Source organism: Streptomyces sp. NPDC057617 (assembly GCF_042800555.1).
GTDB lineage: Bacteria > Actinomycetota > Actinomycetes > Streptomycetales > Streptomycetaceae > Streptomyces.
Window position 1 is genome coordinate 9,343 of record NZ_JBHVGV010000020.1, and the last position, 19,990, is coordinate 29,332.

At 70.3% G+C, this 19,990-nt stretch carries 33 protein-coding genes; 29 read left to right on the plus strand and 4 right to left on the minus strand.

Features of this window, described 5'->3' with window-relative positions; genetic code table 11:
* The first annotated feature begins 106 nt into the window (after window positions 1-106).
* The 18 genes from ACFU9P_RS32940 (at window position 107) to ACFU9P_RS33025 (ending at window position 11,197) form a co-directional block, all read left to right on the plus strand.
* On the plus strand, window positions 107-391 hold the full coding sequence (locus ACFU9P_RS32940; RefSeq protein WP_384088056.1) for a hypothetical protein: 285 nt from the start codon (window positions 107-109) through the stop codon (window positions 389-391).
* Between the two features lie 15 nt (window positions 392-406).
* Window positions 407-781: a hypothetical protein gene (locus tag ACFU9P_RS32945; protein WP_384088058.1), complete on the plus strand. Its 375-nt coding sequence runs from the start codon at window positions 407-409 to the stop codon at window positions 779-781.
* On the plus strand, window positions 781-1,605 hold the full coding sequence (locus ACFU9P_RS32950) for a DUF2303 family protein (protein ID WP_384088061.1): 825 nt from the start codon (window positions 781-783) through the stop codon (window positions 1,603-1,605). Before ACFU9P_RS32945 ends, ACFU9P_RS32950 begins: the two co-directional genes overlap by 1 nt.
* 75 nt (window positions 1,606-1,680) lie before the next feature.
* A complete protein-coding gene (locus tag ACFU9P_RS32955) occupies window positions 1,681-2,646 on the plus strand; it encodes a hypothetical protein (RefSeq protein WP_384088064.1) in 966 nt (321 codons plus the stop codon).
* Window positions 2,639-3,331 carry a hypothetical protein gene (locus ACFU9P_RS32960; protein ID WP_384088067.1) on the plus strand — a complete coding sequence of 231 codons (693 nt, stop codon included), beginning with the start codon at window positions 2,639-2,641 and terminating at the stop codon, window positions 3,329-3,331. Before ACFU9P_RS32955 ends, ACFU9P_RS32960 begins: the two co-directional genes overlap by 8 nt.
* Window positions 3,331-3,837 (plus strand): hypothetical protein, encoded by a 507-nt coding sequence (locus tag ACFU9P_RS32965; RefSeq protein WP_384088070.1) that lies wholly within the window; start codon window positions 3,331-3,333, stop codon window positions 3,835-3,837. The genes ACFU9P_RS32960 and ACFU9P_RS32965 overlap by 1 nt, the downstream gene beginning before the upstream one ends.
* The gene (locus tag ACFU9P_RS32970; protein ID WP_384088073.1) at window positions 3,834-4,193 is read left to right on the plus strand and encodes a hypothetical protein; all 360 of its coding nucleotides are present in this window, start codon (window positions 3,834-3,836) and stop codon (window positions 4,191-4,193) included. Before ACFU9P_RS32965 ends, ACFU9P_RS32970 begins: the two co-directional genes overlap by 4 nt.
* Window positions 4,190-5,158 (plus strand): hypothetical protein, encoded by a 969-nt coding sequence (locus ACFU9P_RS32975; protein WP_384088075.1) that lies wholly within the window; start codon window positions 4,190-4,192, stop codon window positions 5,156-5,158. Before ACFU9P_RS32970 ends, ACFU9P_RS32975 begins: the two co-directional genes overlap by 4 nt.
* 58 nt (window positions 5,159-5,216) lie before the next feature.
* The gene (gene ssb / locus ACFU9P_RS32980; protein ID WP_384088078.1) at window positions 5,217-5,714 is read left to right on the plus strand and encodes a single-stranded DNA-binding protein; all 498 of its coding nucleotides are present in this window, start codon (window positions 5,217-5,219) and stop codon (window positions 5,712-5,714) included.
* A gap of 44 nt (window positions 5,715-5,758) precedes the next feature.
* Window positions 5,759-6,334: a 3'-5' exoribonuclease domain-containing protein gene (locus tag ACFU9P_RS32985; RefSeq protein WP_384088081.1), complete on the plus strand. Its 576-nt coding sequence runs from the start codon at window positions 5,759-5,761 to the stop codon at window positions 6,332-6,334.
* A 69-nt stretch (window positions 6,335-6,403) separates the two neighbouring features.
* Complete coding sequence (locus ACFU9P_RS32990; protein ID WP_384088084.1) at window positions 6,404-6,889, plus strand: hypothetical protein; 486 nt, start codon at window positions 6,404-6,406, stop codon at window positions 6,887-6,889.
* A gap of 1 nt (window position 6,890) precedes the next feature.
* Window positions 6,891-7,064 (plus strand): hypothetical protein, encoded by a 174-nt coding sequence (locus ACFU9P_RS32995; RefSeq protein WP_384088087.1) that lies wholly within the window; start codon window positions 6,891-6,893, stop codon window positions 7,062-7,064.
* Window positions 7,064-7,219 carry a hypothetical protein gene (locus tag ACFU9P_RS33000; protein WP_384088090.1) on the plus strand — a complete coding sequence of 52 codons (156 nt, stop codon included), beginning with the start codon at window positions 7,064-7,066 and terminating at the stop codon, window positions 7,217-7,219. Before ACFU9P_RS32995 ends, ACFU9P_RS33000 begins: the two co-directional genes overlap by 1 nt.
* Window positions 7,216-7,908 (plus strand): DUF6011 domain-containing protein, encoded by a 693-nt coding sequence (locus ACFU9P_RS33005; RefSeq protein WP_384088093.1) that lies wholly within the window; start codon window positions 7,216-7,218, stop codon window positions 7,906-7,908. The genes ACFU9P_RS33000 and ACFU9P_RS33005 overlap by 4 nt, the downstream gene beginning before the upstream one ends.
* 56 nt (window positions 7,909-7,964) lie before the next feature.
* Entirely contained in the window at window positions 7,965-8,351 is a 387-nt protein-coding gene (locus tag ACFU9P_RS33010; protein ID WP_384088096.1) for a hypothetical protein, read from the plus strand.
* A complete protein-coding gene (locus ACFU9P_RS33015; RefSeq protein ID WP_384088099.1) occupies window positions 8,348-8,761 on the plus strand; it encodes a hypothetical protein in 414 nt (137 codons plus the stop codon). Before ACFU9P_RS33010 ends, ACFU9P_RS33015 begins: the two co-directional genes overlap by 4 nt.
* Complete coding sequence (locus ACFU9P_RS33020; RefSeq protein WP_384088102.1) at window positions 8,758-10,302, plus strand: hypothetical protein; 1,545 nt, start codon at window positions 8,758-8,760, stop codon at window positions 10,300-10,302. Before ACFU9P_RS33015 ends, ACFU9P_RS33020 begins: the two co-directional genes overlap by 4 nt.
* Before the next feature lie 97 nt (window positions 10,303-10,399).
* Entirely contained in the window at window positions 10,400-11,197 is a 798-nt protein-coding gene (locus tag ACFU9P_RS33025) for a hypothetical protein (protein WP_384088104.1), read from the plus strand.
* Between the two features lie 71 nt (window positions 11,198-11,268).
* Here ACFU9P_RS33025 and ACFU9P_RS33030 read toward each other — a convergent pair whose 3' ends face one another.
* Together ACFU9P_RS33030 and ACFU9P_RS33035 are read right to left on the minus strand one after the other, a co-directional pair.
* Window positions 11,269-11,781 (minus strand): hypothetical protein, encoded by a 513-nt coding sequence (locus ACFU9P_RS33030; protein ID WP_384088107.1) that lies wholly within the window; start codon window positions 11,779-11,781, stop codon window positions 11,269-11,271.
* 153 nt (window positions 11,782-11,934) lie between these two features.
* Complete coding sequence (locus ACFU9P_RS33035) at window positions 11,935-12,243, minus strand: DUF6233 domain-containing protein (RefSeq protein WP_384088110.1); 309 nt, start codon at window positions 12,241-12,243, stop codon at window positions 11,935-11,937.
* 148 nt (window positions 12,244-12,391) lie between these two features.
* Here ACFU9P_RS33035 and ACFU9P_RS33040 point away from each other — a divergent pair, with 148 nt between their 5' ends.
* Window positions 12,392-12,781, plus strand: a complete 390-nt coding sequence (locus ACFU9P_RS33040; RefSeq protein WP_384088113.1) for a hypothetical protein — start codon at window positions 12,392-12,394, stop codon at window positions 12,779-12,781.
* Between the two features lie 306 nt (window positions 12,782-13,087).
* On the opposite strand, the gene ACFU9P_RS33045 is transcribed toward ACFU9P_RS33040, so the two are convergent.
* Both ACFU9P_RS33045 and ACFU9P_RS33050 read right to left on the minus strand, forming a co-directional pair.
* A complete protein-coding gene (locus tag ACFU9P_RS33045; RefSeq protein WP_384088116.1) occupies window positions 13,088-13,555 on the minus strand; it encodes a DUF6221 family protein in 468 nt (155 codons plus the stop codon).
* Window positions 13,556-13,557: 2 nt separating this feature from the next.
* A complete protein-coding gene (locus ACFU9P_RS33050; RefSeq protein WP_384088119.1) occupies window positions 13,558-13,788 on the minus strand; it encodes a hypothetical protein in 231 nt (76 codons plus the stop codon).
* A 178-nt stretch (window positions 13,789-13,966) separates the two neighbouring features.
* On the opposite strand from ACFU9P_RS33050, the gene ACFU9P_RS33055 reads away from it, so the two are divergent.
* The 10 genes from ACFU9P_RS33055 to ACFU9P_RS33100 all read left to right on the plus strand — a co-directional run bounded on the left by ACFU9P_RS33055 (window position 13,967) and on the right by ACFU9P_RS33100 (window position 19,818).
* Window positions 13,967-14,242 carry a hypothetical protein gene (locus ACFU9P_RS33055; RefSeq protein WP_384088122.1) on the plus strand — a complete coding sequence of 92 codons (276 nt, stop codon included), beginning with the start codon at window positions 13,967-13,969 and terminating at the stop codon, window positions 14,240-14,242.
* Window positions 14,235-14,411 carry a hypothetical protein gene (locus ACFU9P_RS33060; RefSeq protein ID WP_384088125.1) on the plus strand — a complete coding sequence of 59 codons (177 nt, stop codon included), beginning with the start codon at window positions 14,235-14,237 and terminating at the stop codon, window positions 14,409-14,411. Before ACFU9P_RS33055 ends, ACFU9P_RS33060 begins: the two co-directional genes overlap by 8 nt.
* Before the next feature lie 128 nt (window positions 14,412-14,539).
* Entirely contained in the window at window positions 14,540-15,817 is a 1,278-nt protein-coding gene (locus tag ACFU9P_RS33065) for a hypothetical protein (RefSeq protein WP_384088128.1), read from the plus strand.
* Complete coding sequence (locus tag ACFU9P_RS33070) at window positions 15,814-16,101, plus strand: hypothetical protein (protein ID WP_384088131.1); 288 nt, start codon at window positions 15,814-15,816, stop codon at window positions 16,099-16,101. Before ACFU9P_RS33065 ends, ACFU9P_RS33070 begins: the two co-directional genes overlap by 4 nt.
* Window positions 16,102-16,185: 84 nt before the next feature.
* The gene (locus ACFU9P_RS33075) at window positions 16,186-17,136 is read left to right on the plus strand and encodes a PP2C family protein-serine/threonine phosphatase (protein WP_384088134.1); all 951 of its coding nucleotides are present in this window, start codon (window positions 16,186-16,188) and stop codon (window positions 17,134-17,136) included.
* Between the two features lie 145 nt (window positions 17,137-17,281).
* Window positions 17,282-17,647: a hypothetical protein gene (locus ACFU9P_RS33080; protein WP_384088137.1), complete on the plus strand. Its 366-nt coding sequence runs from the start codon at window positions 17,282-17,284 to the stop codon at window positions 17,645-17,647.
* A gap of 150 nt (window positions 17,648-17,797) precedes the next feature.
* Window positions 17,798-18,187, plus strand: coding sequence for a hypothetical protein (locus ACFU9P_RS33085; protein WP_384088139.1), 390 nt, complete (start codon window positions 17,798-17,800; stop codon window positions 18,185-18,187).
* Between the two features lie 157 nt (window positions 18,188-18,344).
* A complete protein-coding gene (locus ACFU9P_RS33090; RefSeq protein WP_384088142.1) occupies window positions 18,345-18,710 on the plus strand; it encodes a hypothetical protein in 366 nt (121 codons plus the stop codon).
* A gap of 151 nt (window positions 18,711-18,861) precedes the next feature.
* A complete protein-coding gene (locus ACFU9P_RS33095) occupies window positions 18,862-19,284 on the plus strand; it encodes a hypothetical protein (protein ID WP_384088145.1) in 423 nt (140 codons plus the stop codon).
* 21 nt (window positions 19,285-19,305) lie between these two features.
* Complete coding sequence (locus ACFU9P_RS33100; protein ID WP_384088148.1) at window positions 19,306-19,818, plus strand: hypothetical protein; 513 nt, start codon at window positions 19,306-19,308, stop codon at window positions 19,816-19,818.
* Window positions 19,819-19,990 lie beyond the last annotated feature (172 nt).

The window sequence follows — 19,990 nt, forward strand, 5'->3', positions numbered from 1 at the left end:
CCCGCCGACCACCCCCCCCCTTCCTCCCCCTTCCCTCCCGCGTGCCACCTCCACCCCCCCCCCTCGCCACCCCCCACCCCAGGCCACCACCAGAAGGAGAGGACCGATGGACGAGTGCAGTCACTGGCTCGGTGACGAGCGCGCGTACTGCCGTGTCGTCATCGGCGTCCGCCGGTATCGCACGGGCCTGCGCTGTCCCCTCCATACCCCGTCCGCGCTCGTCGGCCTCCCGGAGCCCCGTCCAGGCCCCGGCTGGCCCGCCGGCGCCTGGACCACTCCGTCCCCGCAGAGCGCCAGCGCTCTGTTCGACGCCCGCGCGGTGGCCTCCGGCAAGCGCCGGGCCGCCGCCCACACCTACCGCGCCGCGCGACGGCTTGTTGCGCGGCACTGATCACGAAGGGATCGCATGTCCACCGAGAACGAGGAACAGCGCACGGTCCGGCCGTTCGCCGCGTTCCTCCAGGAGCAGTCCGGCGGCACGCTGCACGCCGAGCTGTCCGAGAAGCTGCACGAGCTGCTCGCGGCCGTACGGGAGACCGGCAAGGCCGGATCCCTCGCGCTGAAGATCGACGTCAAGCCGATCTCGGGCACTGACGGCCGGACCCTCACCGTCACCGACAGCGTTGCCGTGAAGGCCCCCAAGGCCGAGCGCCCCAAGAGCATCTTCTTCGTCACCGACGACGGCAACCTCTCCCGCACCGACCCGCGCCAGCCCGTCATCACCGGCCTCCGCGAAGTCGACACCACCACCCCGAAGACCAACCTCCGGAGCGCCAAGTAATGAATCTCGGCAGCAACAACACCGAGGCCCAGGCCGTCATCGACATCGCCCTCCGCGCCGCGCGCCCCGTGGAACTCGCCGTCGGCCAGATCTACGCCGTCGCGACCGCCAGCGGCCAGATCCATCAGATCGACCTCACCGGCGAGCAGTACCTCGACACCCCGAAGCGCAAGGCCGGCACCACCGTGGTGCGCGATGTCCCCTCCTTCATGGCGTACTTCGACAAGCACGCCGACAAGAACAGCGAGCTGTACGCGGACGTCGAGCGGCGCACCATCACGGCCGTCCTGGACGCCCACACCGGCCAGGACGCCCGCTGGGGCCGCCACCGCCTCGAACTCCAGCTCCGCCACACCACGGCGTGGACGGCCTGGACCGGCATGGACAACCGGCTCGTCCCGCAGGACAAGTTCGCCGACTTCGTCGAGGACAACCTCGTCGACTTCGTCGAGCCGACCGCGGCCACCATGCTGGAGCTCGCCGAGAGCTTCGAGGCCACCACAACCGCCGAGTTCCAGTCGTCCCAGCGCCTCGACTCCGGTCAGCGGAAGTTCGCGTACACCGAGGACGTCCAGGCAAAGGCCGGCCACCGGGGCGAGATCACCATCCCGGCAACGCTCACGCTCGCGCTGAAGCCCTTCGAGGGCACCGAGCCGTACAAGGTCCTCGCCCGTTTCAAATACCGCCTCGACAAGGGAAATCTGACGCTCGGCTTCAAGATCGAGCGCCCCGAGGACATCCTCGCTGCGGCCTTCGCCGACATCCGGACCCTCATCGACAGCGACACGGAGATGGCCGTCCTGAACGGCTCCCCGACCCGCTGATCGACCGCTCCCGGTGCGGCCGGTCACTTCCCCGGCCGGCCGCACCACCCCCGCACCACCCCCCAGAGGAGATCCGTGGGCAGCCGCCTGTACGTCGAGGTGCTCGACTACGCCCCGACGACGCTGACGCACCGCGAGAAGCTCGCGCTCTCGGTGCTGGCGGACGACGCCCGCGACAGCACGCGCATCACCTGGTCCAGCGTGGAGTCCGCGAAGATCCTCCGCCGGGCGCAGGTCAGCCGGGCCCAGATCTACGCGGTGATCAAGGCCTTGGTCGAGAAGGGCTGTCTGGAGAAGGTCAGCGCGGGCCAGAAAAACGGCACGGCGAAGTACCGGATCCTGCCGCTTCAGAGTCCGCAAATCCCGGACGCTGATGACGACCCCCAGCGTCCGGATTCTCCTGACACTGACGATCCTCAGCATCCGGGAATCCCGGACACTGGGCCCGAGCCTCAGCGTCCGGAGAATGCGGACACTGACCCCTCTCAGCGTCCGGAAACCCCGGACACTGAGCCGGAAACCCAGTGTCCGCAAATCCCTGACACTGACGAGTCTCAGTGTCAGGAAATCCCGGACGTCAGTGTCAGGGAATCCCGGACGCCTACTCACTCTCCTCTCTCTACAAGACCTCTCTCGTTCGGTGATCGTCCGTCGGAACCTGCCGGTCAGGACGACACAGACGGCGACGCCGTGATTGATGCCGAGATCGTCACCGCTCAGACGATCGTCGGCGAATGGCTGGAGCGCACCCCGAAGCGCCCGCCCTCCACCGTCATCGGCCAGATGGCCAAACACATCCGCGTCCTCCTCGATGACGACGGGATCCACCCGGACGACATCCGGCGCGGCATCGCCCGCTGGATGCAGAAGGGTCTCCACCCCGCCACGCTCCCGTCGGTCGTCAACGAGGTCATGAACACCACCCCGGCATCGGCCGCCACCCCATACGGCCAGCAGTCCGGCGAGACCGTCTTCGACCGGGCCCGCGCCCGCGTCGCCGTCCGCGCCGCACAGCGCCAGGAAGGACACCCCAGTGACTGAAGAAGAAGCGATCCAGATCGCCGAGTACGTCGCTGCCGCGTGCCCGGCCCAGAAGTTCGGCGAGTACACCCCCGACGTCTGGGGCGAGATCCTCAAGCCGTACAACCCCGACGAGGCCCGCGAAGCAGTCATCGCCGTCGCCCGCCGCCAGCGGTTCGTCTCCCCGGCCGAGATCGTCACCGAGATCCGCGAGCGCCGCGCCGAGCGCATCGCCCTCGCCAACCCGGTCTACGACGGCAACCCGAACGAAACCGGCGCAGAGTCCGGGCAATCCATGCGCGCCCTCATCCGCGCGGCCGCCGACGGCCAGACCCCTCCTCAGGCCATTGCCGCCTCGGTCGGCCACGGCCGCCCCGAACTCACCTCCGGCACACCCACCACGGGCCGCGCGGCCGCCGTCCTCGCCTCCGTCGGCAAAGCCCTACCCCGCGTCCGCGAAGGCGTCGTCAATCCCCGCGCTGTCCCCTGCCGCGCCTGCCAGGCCCTCCCCGGCACAAGCTGCACCACCCGCGGCCGACGCCGCGCCGACGTCCACCCCGCCCGCCTCGACGACGCCCGCCGCGCCGCCGCCGGCCTTCCGCCGGTCGATCCCGCCGAGGACGCCCGCGAGATCGAGCGCCGCCGCGCCGCCTCCGCCGTCCACGCCATCACCACGCCCGCCGTTACCTACGAGGACGCCACCTGATGACCACCACCGCCACCGAACACCCCGCCACCACCCTCAAGCCCACCGGCGACCCCGAGCCCGTCATCCAAGCCGTCATCAGCAGCATCACCAGCAGCCAGCCCCCCGAGACCTGGCTCTCAATCACCCTCCGCAAGCCCTGCGGATGTATCGCCATCCACTACGCCTGGACCAACGGCGGCGCTGACCTCGGCGACCACATCGACCTCCTCGCCCTGGCCGGCCCTCTGGATGCCGCCGACTGGCTCCACATCACCAGCACGCACGCCCAGACCAGCCACCGCGGGCACATCAAGATCCACGCCCACCCGCTCCGGCCGATCCTCGCCGACGTCCAGGCCGGAGTTCGCTGCCCCACCGACCTCCGAGACGACCTGCTGACGTACTCGATGTCGCTGCACCGCACCGTCAACCTCGCCGCGGCGGACACGGGTCAGACTCCGCAGCCCGGCATGCCTCGCTGGATTGGCGTCGGCCCCACCCTCCTCGCCCGGAAAACCCCGTGACCCGCCGCCTCCGCTTCCCGCAGATGTCCGTCACCTGCACCTGGTGCCACGCACCCGCCGGCGACCTCTGCACCAACCCCTCCACCGGCCGCGCCAGGCGCCACGACACCCACGACATCCGCCGCCGCACCTGGGTCATCGACACCACCACCTGCACGGAAACCGGATGCGAAGCCGCCCCCGGCTCCCCCTGCACCACCAGCACCGGAATCCCGCTCACCACCCACGTACACCCCGCCCGCGACGACGCCGCACACCGCGCCTACGCCGCCCAGCGGGCCCACGACCAGCAACTCTCCCTCCCCGTCGGCGTCACCCGACTCGACGATCACCACCACCGCAGAAGGACGACATGAACACCCGAACTGTCACCCGCAACCAGATCGAAGCCTGGGGCATCCCATACGAGTGCTCCGGAATCGACGGACGCGCGACCGAGCTGCACTGCGAGCAGATCGATACCCGCCGCTGGGTGTCCGCCCACCGGCTCATCTTCCGCGCTCCCGATGACAGCAAGACCTACGCCGTCACCTACGAGCGAGGTCTGACGGAGATTCAGGAGGACCACGACAAGTTCGGCGACCGGACCGAAATCACGATCACCGAATACGAGCAGCGACCTGCCACCGTCATGCAGTGGCACCCCGTCGAGCAGCCTGGTCAAGACAGCGACACTCCGACCGGCCAGAAGTACCCGTGCGGCCTCGGTATCTCCTGCGACACCTGCGGCACCACGCTCCGCGGCGACTTCATCGTCACCGACACCATGACCAAGGCCGAACGCCTCGAAGTCGTGCGCAACCACGTCCGCACCACCCAGGGCTGGCAGTGCGACGGCACGGGCGACTACTGCCCGAAGTGCAAGCCCAAGGCGGCCAACCCGGCCGACGAACTCCGCCAGGCCGCCAACGACCTCGAAGCCCTCCTCACCGCCGCCCACGGCACCACATGGCGCGTCGCCCGAGAACGCAACACCCACCCCGAAGGCGACGGAGCCCCCCAGACCATCGGCATCGAGCCCGCCGAAAAGTGCTGCGAGTACGACTGCGACGTCATCGTCCAAGGCGAGATCTCCGACGAGGACGCCTCGTACATCGCCGCCATGCACCCCGGCATCGGCCACCACCTCGTCCAACTCCTCCGCAGCACCGCCGACAACCACCAGACCGAACGCGACACCCCGGACTGCCCCAACTGCGGCGACGGATGCAGCGGCCACAAGCCCATGGACTTCTGCACCACCTGCGACGAGCCCTCCCCCTGCAACTGCATCACCACCCCCCTCGCCATCGCCCGCCTCATCAACAACCGCCCCCGATAACCACCCACCGCGTGAACCGGTTCTCTCCGAGGTCGCGCGCAGGAAGAAGGAAGATCACATGGCATTGCCCACCATCACGGGAGTCGGCCGCCTCACCGCGGACCCCGAGCTTCGGTTCACCTCGGCCGGGAAGGCCGTCGCGTCCATCTCGCTCGCGTTCAACTCCCGCCGGCTGAACCGTCAGACCCAGGAGTGGGAGGACGGGGACGTCTTCTACATCCGCGGTACGGCCTGGGAGCGCCTGGCGGAGAACGCCGTCGAGACCCTGACGAAGGGCATGGAGGTCCTGGTCACGGGTGAGGTGCGGACGGAGCGCTGGGAGAAGGACGGTCAGAAGCACGAGCGGACCGCGCTCATGATCCGCTCCATCGGCCCCAGCCTCGCGTTCGCGACCGCGCAGGTCTCCAAGGTCACCGGGAACGGGAACGGGGCGCAGAGCGGCGGTCAGGGGCGCGCGCAGGGCGCTCAGCAGGGTGGCGCGCAGTACAGCCGACCGCAGCAGCCCCCGCAGGACGACCCCTGGGCCACCGGCACCGGCAACGAGCCCCCGTTCTGACCCAACTGCCCGTCCACCAGCATCAACACCACACAGGAGCAGCAGTGAAGATCTTCTATGACACCGAGTTCCTCGACGACGGCCGCACGATCGACCTGATCAGCATCGGCATGGTCGCCGAGGACGGCCGCGAGCTGTACGCCGTCAGCAGCGAGTTCAACCAGTCCGCCGTCCGCCGCCACGACTGGCTCATGGCGAACGTCTGGCCCAGCCTGCCCACCCGGCAGCACGAGGGCACCCGGTGCGCGACCTGCCGCCCTTCCGGCCCCGGGCACCTCAACCTCGACCACCCCGACGTTCGGCCCCGCGCACAGATCGCCACCCTGGTTCGCGAGTTCGTCCTCGCCACCCCGACCCCCGACCTCTGGGCCTACTACAGCGCGTACGACCACGTCGCGTACGCGCAGCTTTTCGGCCCCATGTCCAACCTTCCGGCCGGCCTGCCGATGCAGACCGACGACCTGGTCACCGAGGCCAAGCGCCTCGGCCTCACCCCGGGCGACCTGCCGAAGCAGGCCGACGGGCACCACAACGCGCTCGCCGACGCCCGCCACAACGCCGTGATGGCGGAGTACCTCGCGGCCGTCGCCAACGCCGACGAGACCAGCGACCACCGCTGACCCACCACGTACGACCGGACTTGGGGCCCACTTGGGGCCCGCCCCCGGCGCCACCGCCAGGAGCACCCGATGTTCGGACTCACCACCACCCGCCGCCTCCGCGCCACCCAGCACGAAAACAGCAGCCTCAACATCAAGCTGAGCCTTCTCCAGGCCCTCTACAACGGGGCTTCCCGCCGCCTCCGGACCGCCGAAGCGCAGCGTGAGAAGGGCACCCGCCGCCTCACCCGAACCCTCCGCGCCGTCGCCCACTGGCGCGCCGAAGCCGCCCGCGCACACCGCACGGCCCGGCTCCTCGCGGAGCAGCTCCTCGACGCCACCAGCGGCCAGAACACCGCCGCCCGGGACGCCCTCGGCCTCCACACCGATCCCTGGCAGCGCGCTACCGACGGCCTCAACGCCCTCATCGACGCCGCCGTGCCCTTCCACATCGAGCCCGACGGCCACATCTCCAACCCGTCCGGCGACGAACACATCGAGTACGACCTACTCACGAAGCGCTGGCGCCTGGTCCACAACGCCGACGACGAACCGCGGCCGGCCGCCGATGCCTGAGATGACCTCCGAGCGCCTCGCCGAAATCGAGTCCTTGCCGCGGCCGACCACTTCGGCCGATGCCGTCCGCTGCTGGAACGCCCTCCAGGACCTCCTCCGCGAGCGCGACCACCTCGTGAACGCCCAGGCCGAAACCACTGCCGAACTCGCCACCTGGACAGGGAGCGTCGCCTGATGCCCACATTCCTCCTCGCCCTACTCCTCGGCCTCATCTCCGGCGGCGGCACGTACGCCTACACCGTCAACGCCGACCTGGCGGCCATCGTCGGGCTGGTCGTCTTCGCCGCTGTCTGGCTCGGCATCTACGCGATCTTCCTCATCGACCTGTGACTCGCCGCACCTGCGACGACTGCGGCCGGCCGCTCCGGGACCCCACGTCCCTGGCGGCCGGGCGCGGCCCCGTCTGCTCCGCCAAGTACCGCGCACGCCGCGGACACCGCGCCGCCCCCGATCAGCTCGCCTTCCCCACCACGAAGGACACCCACATGGAACCCACCGCCACCCGCCAGTTCACACGCGAGCAGCTCGCCGACCTCGGCATCCCGCCGGCCGGACCCGACGAGAGCGACTGGACAGACGCCGTCCTCGCCGACGAGTACGTCTCCACCGGCAAGTACACCCAGCACCGGCGCGTGGTCTTCCAGGACGAAGACGGGGAGTGGGCCGTCGAGTACGAGGCCAGCCTCGGCGGCCACCAGGACGAAGCCCCCGACGATCACGGCTGGGACAGCGACCTCATCGAGGCAACCGCCGTCGAAGAGCGGTTCGTCCTCGTCCCCCGCTGGGTGCCGGTCGACTCGGACGACCAGGACGACGACGAGCCCGAGGACGACGACTCCGAATCGGACAGCGACAGCGACGTGTTCGATCTCATCGCCGAAATCGCCAGCCGCCTCCGCGACGCCACCGACGGAGCCGAATACCACGGCGTTGGCCTGATCTACGACCTCGCCAAGGGCCAGACCACCATCGCTGGCGCCCGGGAGCAGCTCGCCGACCTGACATTCCGCCACATCTGACACGACCAGCCGCCCGCCCCCAACCACCCCGGGGGCGGGCGAAGGGAGGAGCACCGATGGACCCGAACCAGCCGACACCTACCCCGCCGACACCTGACCCCGAACGCGACGCCCGCCGTACGGTCGCGGAGCAGCAGCTCGGCCACCTCGCCGCGAAGGCGAAGCAGCCCCAGGACGAGCAGCGCGCTCGCGAGCGCTCCGAGACGCTCACCGAGGCCGGGAACGTCCTCGCCCGCCTCGTCGCCCTGGGCGCGACCGACCCGTTCACGCTGATCGCCCGCTTGTTCCTCATGGCCGACAGCACCCCGCCCGCCGAGCAGCCGACCGGACACTGCGGCAACGACCCGCAGGCCGTCCTCAGCCCCGAGGACCGGGCGACGGTGCGCGCGTTCCAGGCGTACCTCGCCGCGAAGAACGGCCCCGAGGCCGGTGAGCGGCTGTGACCGCGGCCCGCGTGCGCACCGCCCTCTACGCCCTGTCCAGCCTGGCTCTGGCCGCGCTCGCGTGCATCGTCGGCACTGCGGGCGGAACCTGGTGGGCCATCGGCCTGTTCGCGTGCGCTGCGCTCGCCGCCGACGCGGCCGGTCTCGCCCGCGACACCCGCACGCACTGCCGCCGGCCGGTACGGACCGCGCCCGGGACCGCGCGCGAAGACGCCCTCGCGCTCGACCTGGATACAGCGCAGACGGAGAACCGTGCGCTCCGCGAGGAGTTGGACCGCCGGTACCGGGCCGACGACGCAGCCGATTCGCTCCGCTACGCCCACGACGGTCTCGCGCTCTGGCGGCCCGGACCGTACAGCCACCGCCCCGTCGCCCGCCCCACCACCGACACCACGGAGAACCGCACATGAAGGACCAGCCCGAGGCCACCGAGAGACACCCTCAGGACCCGCGTCGGCCCGCCTACAACGCCGTGTACGCGCTCATCCGAACCCTGCCGCCCGTGGCCAACCCCGCCGCACGCAACGCGCTCATCTGGCGCGCAGCAACCGCCGCGCTCGACGGCGCACGCGTCGGCCACTGCGTGTCCTCGCACTGCGTCGAGGGTGACCACGTACTCATGTCCCGCGCCGAGTACGACGAGTCCCGCGCCCTGCCCGCCCTGCTGCGGACCCCGGAGCCGGACCGTACCGACGTGCAGGCCGAGCCCGTCCGTCCGGTCTGGATCGACGGCGACCCCGCCATGGAGGCCATCGCCGCCGCCGTGTGGGAGCAGTGCCACACCCAGGGCACTGTCGTCGCCGACGACCCGCGCAACATCGCCGCCGTGGCAGTGGCCGCGGTCCGTACCGCCGGGCAGCCGGCCGACCGGGCCGCCCTCCGCGACCGCATCGCTGCTGCGATCCGCGACCAGGTCCGCTTCCGATTCGGCGCCAGCGTCCTCGCCCTAGCCCAGCAGGGACGGCCGATCAAGATGACTCCCGGCGAGGCGGAGGCCGCAGCCGACGCGGTAATGGCCGTCGCGGACGTCGAACAAGCCGAACTCCGGACCCAGAACACCCGAATGCGTCACGAGCTGGAGGTGATGTACGGCGGCGCCTTCGACAACCCGCCGACCGCCGCGCCGACCGACTGGGTCGACGGCCACCCGCAGTTGGAGGCGCTGGGGGACGACAACGGGCCAGCAGCAGCCGAGGAAGCCAACGTGGATGCGGTGCTGGCTGTGCTGCCCGAGCCCACCGACCGGAGGGCCGCCGCAGCTCTCGCCGAGGTGCGCCGCCTGTGCGAGATGACGATCAACGGATCAGTGCGCGTTGCCGCCATCGAGCAGGCCCACGACACCCTCGCCGCCATCGACCGAGTCATGGCGGCCGCCGAGGAACAGCAGCCCACAGCCGAAGACGACACCTCCCGCTCGGTTGAGGCCGAGGGCGAGACGATCCGCGTGCGGGGCAGCGGGGACATCACTGACGAGGAGCGCGGGTTCGTTGCTGAGGTCGTGCGTGCGGCGAGGCGGAAGTACGAGGCCGAGCACGCGCAGCCAGCCGCCAGGGAGCCCGACGCCCGCTGCGAGGTGACCTTCGTAGGCGGCGGCCGGTGCGCCCAACCGGCCGGGCATAGCGATGGCCTCCACATGCCCCTGGAGACGCTGCGGAAGCACGAGCGGCGTGTCCGCTGGGAGGCGGCTGCCCGTGCTGCCAAACGATCCGCCGACCGCGCTGCCGCTCTTCGCATCTACATGGCCGCGGCAGACGAGGAGCAGCTGGCGCTGCGCGCCGAGTTGGAGGCCATGGCCTCGGTGGACGCCGACCGGTGCGCGGCGCTCGACCGGGTGCGCGAGTTCGCCGCTGACATCGACGACCCTGCATGGCGAGCGCCCGGCATCGAGGTCGCCGCCCGCATCCGCCTCGCCCTCAATCCGTCCCACGAGGACCTCAACGACCGGCCCTGAGCACACGAGAAGGGGCGCCCCCACACACAGTCCGCCCAGACCGGGAGCGCCCCCAGGTGGAGATCACCGTACCGCCCCAGCACACCAGGAGCATCCAGTGACCACCACCGCTGAACAGCACCTCACCAGCATCATCACCACCTGGCCCCACCTCCAGGACCTCCTCACCACCCGCCAGACCGAACCCTGGCCGCCGGCCGATCCGGCCGAGTACGCCCGCCAGCTCGACGAGCACGACGCCACCGAAGTCGGCCAGCTCGTCCTCCGGAAGACCGGCGCCCCGTTGCGTCTCCACATCCTCGACACCATGCGCACCGTCGAACTCGTCCTCACCCAGCTCGCCGACGAGACCGCTTCCGCCATCCAGCGCGACACCATCAAGCCCGTACGGGGCGCCTCAGGCGACCCGGCCGCGCTCTCCCTAGCGCTCCTCGCCGCCCGCGACGACGCCGACCCCGCCCGCTGGCGCTACAACCACGGCGACCGCAGCGCCGTACAGGCCGCTCGCTGGCTACTCGCCCGAGTCCGCGGGGACGCGGGACCGTGCCGGCCTCTCTCTGACGCCCAGCGAGAGCGCATCGGCGTCCTGGCCGCGGAGGCCGCGCGCCGGATCGCCCGCGCCGCCGGATCAGACCGCCGACACGATCCGCTGCCGCGCCCCTGCCCCTGGTCCGCAGGCATCCTCACCCTCCACCACGGCGGCACCGAGCCCGAGCAAGTCACCTGCGAGCACGGGCACGACTGTGCCGCGCCCGTACCGGTCATCGACGGCCGGCGGACGTGGACCGGGCCCGAGCTGGTGGAGTTGGAGAAGGCACTCACTGCGGCGGATCGGCGCGCGAGCCGGGCGGCGGCACGGCGTCGGCAGCGCGCCACGAAGAACGCTGCGGCCTGAACGCAGCCGCAACGTCCGCCCGTCCCACTCCCAGGACGGGCGGACACAGTGCACATGGTGGCGCGACCGGATCAGTCCAGGGCACTACCGAGCCCGGTCAGCAGGCGGCGCTCACACGCTCCAGGACCGTCAACACGGTCCACGAATTCGCTGATCAGGGCCAGTGCGCACGTCATAGCGCGCGGCTCGCTGTCGGGGATCGGTCCGGCCTGATCCCGCCACGCAACCGGGTCCCCTCCCTCGAAGGCAACGGTCACCACCTGGCGAACCATCGGCAGATCAGCCGACTCCACGAACTCGGTCTCGGCCCACCGGTCGATCTTCCCCGTGAGCGTCTTGGTGAACTTCTCGGCAAACGCCTGGCCGCCATCTTGCCCAGCTCCGATCTGGACCAGTGCGCCGCCGATCAGAAACACGGTCCCGCGCAGCAGTTCGGTGGAGCCGTAGAGGGCCGTGGCTGCGGCGATGTGTTCGGCCAGGTGGTCAGGCCACTCACCCCGCTCGGTCCCCGCGCGCACCACGCACGCCTGGTCCCATGCCGCCTGCACAGCACCGATCTCAACTCGGGCACCGCTCATCGCCATGGCGGCGAGCGTAGCCTCGCGGCCAGGAACAGGCGGCGCGGTAGGACTGATTCACCCGACCGGGTGACATCGGACCAGCCCGTAACCCGAACCCTCGCGACTCGTTACCCGGCCGAAGGCCGGGTGCCGTGCCTCGCGCCCAGCTTCGCGGGCCTAGTCCAGCACGCCCAGCTCCGTATCCGGCCGGCAATGCCCGCACGCCTCCACACCCGCCGTGAGCAGCCGGACCGCCTGCTCCCGCGTGAGCGTCATCGTCATGCCGGTGGCCATGTAGCAGCCCCCGACGTGCACCCCGGTCAGTGCCCGGCGGGCGCCGATACCGCGGGTGGCAACCCAGTCAGGCGGCGGGGGCCGGAGCCGCTCCCGCTGCTCGGCGGCGCGCAGCTCGGCGGCGGCGCGTCGTTCCTCCTCAACGATCCACCGGCGGGTGCGCGCCAGGTCCCGGACCTGGACGCGTTCCAAGAAGCGAAGGAACTCCAGACGAGCCGTTGGTTCGCTCGCGCGTTCGAGTGTAGGGGCTGAATCATATTCCACCCCGCTCCATGTTTTATTGGGCGCCATCAGATATGTTGTGTGCGTCGATCGCATACAACATGGAGTGGTGGGGGAAATGAGTGGCGACCTAGAGCACACCTACGAGGAGACCGGCAACCAGGGAGGGCTCCTCAAGACCAACTTGGGCACCCTTCGCCAAGAACTCGGCTACAAGAAGTTGGGCCGATACATCCTTGAGGAGATCGCGGAGGAACTCGGCAAGCTGGGCCTCGGCTACTTCCCGAGGGACGTGCTCGATCCGCGCTGCAACACGGAGCCCCGCCAGGGGAACGAAGTATGGGTCTATGAGCGAGACAACAGCACGAGGGCCCGAGTGCTCGACGCCGTGCTGTACCCGGAGCAGACCAACGTGCGAAGCGTGCTCGACGGGCTCACGGCAGGGAATCTCTCCGCGCTGACCGCAGAGGAGAAGCTGAAGCGGATCCAGGAGATCGTCGAAGCCTGACCGCCCCGACGGCACAGCCGTTCGGACCGTCACCCGGGTGGGGCAACCTGGGCCCACACGTGCCCGCAGCCTGCTACGGTCGGACTGCTCGCCGCGCCGCCCCGCAAGGGGTGGTCACCCGTGAGGGTTCGCAACGTACGAGCCTTGCCTTACACGGCTTTGTCTCAGTTGCTCTTCATTGTCCCGTGAGGGATAGCGCGACGCGGGTACAAATCCCGCCGCCGGCCGCAGTCGGCGTAGTCGAGCAGGCGACACGTCGGCCCCCACCCCGAGCGATCCGGGTGGGGGCCGACGTCGTACGGGCAACTACGGCCGCCACTCCTCGCGGTAGCCGGGCCGGTCGCCGTAAGGCATCGCGAGCAGGCGCACGACAGGAGCCGCGCGCTCGGCAGCCTCGATCAGCTCGCTCTCCTGCTGGTGCAGCCGCCCGAACTCGTCGGAATCGGAGTGGATCACCTCGCGCATGCGGGCGCGCAGGGCCGCCCTCTCCTCCAAGGCGTCCGCATAGATGTCGACGATGCGCCGCTTGGCGTCGATCTCGCGCAGCACCCGCGACGGATCCCACTCCGCGATGTGGATCGCGTCCTCCGTCGACTCGAACACGGACGCCTCACCGCCCCATCGCCCGCCGCCGATCACTGTCGTGCCGTCGCCAGCGTTGAGCAACTCCGCGTGGATCGTGCTGTCCAGACGCCACGGGCCTGGTGTCGCCGCCCGCGCGACCCGCTCGTCGTCGTCGAGCCGGGCCCGCAGGAAATCCACCACATCATCCATTGCTACTCCTCGCCGCCTTGGCGCTTCAGGTCCGTACGTTCGCCCTGGCGCGACCTCCTGCCCGCGAAGTACGGACGGGCCACCCGGTAGTCGACGGCCTTCGACCGGCCGATCGGCACCACGGGCGGGAATTCGGGGTCGTCCCGCTGAATCTGCGAGATCCGCTGATGCGTGATCCGCTCCACCACGCCATCGGCCACGAGCCGTCGAGCCAGCTCCCTGAACGACACCATGTCTGGCCCTCCTTCATCGTCGGCCATGGGCACCCATCCTCCCCGACCTCATTGCCATATGGCAAGGAAGTGGCTACGGTCGTACTCGGTAACGGGAAAACCCCCCGGTCCGGCGTTGCACCGCCACATGGACCGGGGGGCGGACCCATCCACAACCACCATGAAGGGATGGGTCCCCGTGGATCGTATCCACCACGCCCAGCTCGCCCCTGTCCTGACGGCAACCGCGGACCGCCTCACCGCCACGAACCCCAGCTCCGCCATGAGCCCGGCCGCACTTCACATGGGGATCCAACTCAGCGTCTGGGACCGGCACGGCGCCTACAACACGGCCGCCGTCGGCCGCGACATCACCACCGCCCTCGCCGCGACCGCCGAGCTGCCGATCGCCGGGACTCGCGCCCAGTACGCCGACCGGCTGCGCCAGCGCTTCCAGCCGACCCTCCGTGGCTGACGGCGCCCGCCCGCCGAGCATCAGCCCGGCCGCTGCCGCTGCCGCGTACGAACGGTGCCGTACGGCCGCCGCCCGCGTGCAGCGCGGCGTCCGCCCGCCCAGCAGCCCCGGCTCGCGCAACTCCCTCGCGGAAGCGCGCACCGCGGGCAACGCCGTCGGCAGCCACTGACCCGCGGGCCGCGCCCGCGCCGCGCGCATACCCGGCACGGGCCCGGTCGAGTACCCCTATCCCGGCCCCCGCGAGTACCTACCCGCCGCGCCCGAGTACCCCGTCTTCGCCCTACCCGGAGTACATCCGTGATCTTCGATCTGCTCAGCCGTGCCGCGGCCGATCACCCGTGGTACGCCCTCGCCGCCGCCCTGGCCCTACTCGCCGTACTCGCCCTCGCCGCCGTACTCGCCGCCCGCGCGTTCTCCGTACCCGTCACGGTCGCCGCGACCGGCGCCCTCGTCTGCACCGTCTACACCGCGGACACCTCCTGGCGGTTCGCCGAGCACAGCCTCGGCATGCGCGACACCACCGAGCGGATCATCATGTTCGCCGCCGCCGAACTCGCCCTCCTCGCCTGCGCCGTGATGGCCCGCGCCAACAAGCGCGCCACCGCCACCGCGTCCGGGTCGGGTACCGCGGGTACCCCCGGGGTACTCGTGTGGCTCATCACCGGAGTACAGGTCATCCCCGCCTACTCCGAGTCCGGCATCGTCGGCGGTACGGTCCGGGCGGTGATCGGCCCGGTGATGGCCGGCCTGCTGTGGCACCTGGCGATGGGTCTGGAGATCCGGGTCCACCGGCCTGGCGCCCTGTCCACTGGCCTGCCCGCGATGGTCGGCCGTGAGCTGCGCGAACGCCTGCTGTCCTACCTGGGCCTGGCCACGCGGGACCGTACTGCGGAGCAAATCTCGCGGGACCGGGCGACCGCCCGCGCCGTACGCCTCGCCTCCCGCGAGCGGTTCCGTACTCCGTGGGGACGTCACCGCCTGGCCGCCGCCGTCGCCCGCTCCGGCGCGGCCGACGATCCCGCCCAGCACGACCGGCTCATGCAGCAGCTGGCCGCCCGCCGCACGGCCGGCCAGCTCGCCACCATCGCCATCGCCTCCCCCTGGCGCGCGCCGGGGTACGGGACAACGGTCGAGCGGGTACCCGTACCCGAGGACGCCCCGCCCGTACCCGCTGTACCGGCCCAGGCGTACCCGGTGCTCCCCGCGCCTCCGCCCGCCGTACCTGTAGGCGTCCGCCTCCTGCCTCTCGTTGCCCGGCCGACGCCGCAGACCTCCTCGTACGAGGAATACCGGGCTGCCGCCGCCACGCTCGGCGCGTTCCCCGCCGCCCCACCGCGCACCCGCACGGAGGTACACGCGTACGTACCCGAGTACCCCCTACCCGAGGTACCCGCCGTACCCGGCCCGGAGGTACCCGAAGCCGAGGAGGAGATACCCGACCCGGACCCCCTGATCGAGAAGGCGCACAGCGACTTCCCCGAGAGCGTGCCCGGTGTCGCCTCCCTCAAAAAGACGTACGGGATCGGGCAGGCGCGCGCGCAGCGTGTGCGGGACGCGCTCAGGGGGATGGCATGAGCGCGCCTGAGGCCGATGGTGAGCAGGTGCTCCGGCGGTGGCTGCGCCGGCGCCTCGACGGGCCGGCCGCCGACGAGCCGTCCGTACCGGCCCCGCTGGTCCAGGTCCACGTCATCTCCGACCCGGCCGAACCCGAGCCCGAGCCGGACGACGAGCCGGAGGACCGGCCGGAGGATGACGACGAGCCGGAGGACGAGGGGGACCAGGAGGCGGTGCGGCCCGGCCTGGGACTGGTGGTCCCTGGCCCGCAGTCGGCCCGCCACCACCCAGTTCGGAAGGACTGACGGTTGCCCGCTCCGCCCGTCACGCACGGACGGAGTCGAGGGGAGCCGGGACAGTCCCGGACCACCGAGAGGAGAAAGCCCCGCATGGGCAAGACAATCAGAACGGGTATCGCCACCCGTGAAGGCACCGCAGAGGACAACGCCGACGCTGGCCGGGTGTACGTCCTCGCGGACGGAACGGTCGGCGCGGCCGTGATCGACGGCATCGGCCACGGGCCGCACACCAGCCGTACCGCGCCCCTCCTGGCCGAGACCGCCGCCCGTATATCCGCCCGGCGCGGTCCGCTCGCCGGGCTCCTCACCGCCAGCGAACTCATCGCCGACCCGGGAGCGGATGGCGAGGAGGCCGACGCGGTCGCTGTCGCGGCCCAGGTTCGCCCCGATGACGACGTGCTGGCCGTCAACTGGACCGGCGACGCTCGCGCATACGGCTGGGACGGCTCCACGCTGACGCTCTACACCGACGACCACACCGTTGGGGAGCAGCTCCGCGCCAACGGCGTCGCCTTGGACATCGCCCGACAGCACGACAACTGGCTCCGTACGAGCCTCGCGCGGGCCAGCATCGGCACGGTGTACACGGCCGGAATCCGGGACCGGCTAGTCATCCTCACCAGCGACGGTGTGCACGACCAGGTCCCGCACACCGAACTGGAAGCGTTGGTGCAGGCTCACCAGGGCGCCCCGCAGGCCCTGGCGGACGCCATCGTGACAGCAGCCCAGCCGAACTCGAAGGGCTACCGGGACGACGCGACCGTAATCGTCATCGTGCACGAGAGCGCCGGAAGCACCGAGACAAAAGACATACGAGAAGAGGAGGAGACCATGGCGGAGCGCGTGAATGTGAAGGTGCTGCTGTTGGTAGGCAGCGAGGCCGAGATCGTGGCGGATGCTGAGGATGCGGATGCGCCCGAGCGGTATCCGGCGCAGGAGATCGCGGATGCGGTGGGCGTGCCGGTGAAGGAGTTGCCGGGTGTTCGGCTGACGGCGGTGGTCGGCGCCGGGGACCGTCTGTCTGGGTGGCAGCGGCGATAGTTGCTGGTCGACGGCCCTGAGTCCTGGGGACTTGGGGCCGTTTTCCGATCCAAGAGTGTTGCAATTCAATCCCCCAAATGCCATACTGAAGACACAAGGGAAGGGGCCGCGAACCCCAACCCACCACCCACAGAAAGGAACAAAGGTGTCCGACTCCGAAGACGACATGATGGAGACCCTGAACCGTCGCCTCGGCACCACCTACACAGGACTGGTCGCCGTCTGCGCCAACCTCCCCGTCCCCATCGCCCTCCCGACGGGCGTGGTAACCAACACCGAGATCATCCCGGCCGTTCGCCGGGTGGCCGACATCGCAGAAGAGCAGCCGATGCCGGAGGAGCAGCACTCGCAGCTGTACACCGGTGCGGTCCTGTGGCTCTCGGCGGCAGACCTCTACGAGTTGCTGATCAAGGGTGAGTACGTGGAGTCGCGCGCGGCGGGTGCGCTCGGCATCCTGATGATCGCGAATGGCGCGCTCACGGATCTCGGGGAGTGGCTGCTGGAGCACTGATCCAGGCGAGGTGAACGCCCCCCGGCCGCCAGTCGGGGGGTTTCTCGTTGCACCCGAAGGGTGTTGCAATTCAATCCTCAAGGTGGCACAATAGAGCCCAAGAGGGAAGGGGCCGCGAACCCCAACCCACCACCCACAGAAGGGAACAGAATGTCCGACGACAAAGACGCACAGGTTCAGCACTTGATGGGGCACCTCAGCGCCTACGCGGAGAAGCTGGACACAGCCCTCGCCGCACTGCCCATCCCCATCCGGCTCCCGCAGGGAAGGCAGGGACTGATCGCCGATTTCCTGCCCGCCGTCATCCGCGTGTACAGCATCATGCAGGAGCAGCCGATCCCGGACGACCAGCAGGCGGACGCAGCCGCCGCCCTGCTCGGCTGGATCACGGCGGCCGAACTGACCGTCGTCTTCGCGAAGGGCGGGATGCTGCACCATGCAGACGCGGCCCTGCTCAGCGTTATGTACGGAGAAGGCGCGCTCGACGACCTCATGGAGTGGCTGATCGACCCCGAGGGAAGTGAGCGCCCGCAGGACTGACCCTGAGACCAGACGCCCCCGGCAGCCAGCCGGGGGCGTTTGCGTTCAGGGAAGCGGCCACCCGCAAGATGTTGCAATTCAATCCACCAATGTGCCATACTGGAGACACGGAAGGGGCCGCGAACCCCGACCAACACCCACAACAGAAAGGCACACAATGTCCGACTTCGAAGACCAGGTGATGCGCAAGCTCTCCACGCACCTCAGCGTGGCCTACTCCGGGCTCATCGCCGTCTGCGCCGCCCTCCCCGTCCCGATCGCCCTCCCCACCGGAGAGGTGAGCAACCTGGACGCCGCTCCCGCCGTCAGCCGGGTCATGGAACTGGCAGAGGACCAGCCCATCCCGGAGGCGGAGCAGGCCCGACTCTTCTCCGCCTGTGCATTCTGGCTCGGGGCCCTGGACCTGTACGGGCTCCTCACCCGCGAATTCACCGTGGCGCGCGGGTACTCAGTGGCCGCGAACGCACTCATGGCCGAGAGCCACATGCAAGACCTCGGCGCTTGGCTCGCTGACCAGAGCTGACCCGCTCCGCTGCCCCCGGCACCCAGCCGGGGGCAGCCCCCTTCGCCCCCGGACAGCACAACGGCCGACAGGCCCGAGCCGAAGCTCAGACACCCCGAAGGGTGCTCGCGAAAACCTGCCGGCCACACCCAGCCAGAAAGGCCAGACCCTCATGGTAGACAAGCCCACACCCGAGAGCGAGACGCTCCGCGAGATCGCCGCCCGCCACGGCCGCGCGTACGACACCCTCCGCACCCAGTGGTCCCGACACCCCGACTGGCCCCCGCCGATCGACAAGAGAGGCCGCTCCTACCTGTACGACAGCGCCGCCGTAGACAAGGTGATCTCGGACCACTTCCAGCGTCCCGCCGCCAAGCTGGTGGCCCGCCGGCTTTACACCGCCCGCGAGATTGAAGCCGCCACCGGCATCAGCGCCGCGACCATCCGCGCCGACCAGTCCAAGAAGCGGGCCAACGGCACGCCCCGCTGGCCCGAGCCGGACGACACATCCGAGACCGCGAACCGCTGGTTCGGTGCCACCATCACCAAGGCCCTGAAGGACCGCCGCTCATACGGACGCGCGCTGAAGCCGTAACCACACTCATCGGGAGACATCATGTGGGCCACCCTCATAGCCGTACTGGGCACCCTCGCCGGTGCCGCCCTGGCCAGCTCCACCCAGATCCTGGCCGACCGACGCGCCCGCGCCGCGCAGCAGCGCGACGTCATCACCGCCGCCGTGGGCGACCTGCTCCGAGCCGTCCTCGCATACCGTGAGCGGTACTGGCTGATGATCGCCGGGCTCCGCAAGAGCCGGTCACAGACCTACGAGGAGCTAGCAGCCCTTTACAACGCCAGGTCTGCGGTGACCGGTGCTTTCGATCACCTCGCACTGGTGACGCCCGACCAGGATCTATTCGCGGCTGCCGACGAAGCGGCATGGGCGGCAATCGAGCTGGCTAACATCGAGGTGGACGGCCCCGACAGCGAGGGCCGGTTCAGCCCCGCTACCGAAGCCGCCTTGGATGCTGGCAGAGAGCGGAGCCGAGATGCACACACCGCCCTCCGCAGGGCCGCCACCGCGCACATCCACCCCCGGTGGCCGGCAAACCGGCGCAGGAGGGGCTGACTTTCAGCCATGGTGGCGCATACTGTGACACACCCGGCGGGCGGCGGGAGTTCGCACAGCCCCCGATGCGCGAGGACCTCCCCACACCCGCGCCCGCCGGCCCGGGGGGGCCCCCCCCGGAACCCCCCCCCAAGAGACCTACCCCTCCCCCCCCTACACACCTGATGTTGCC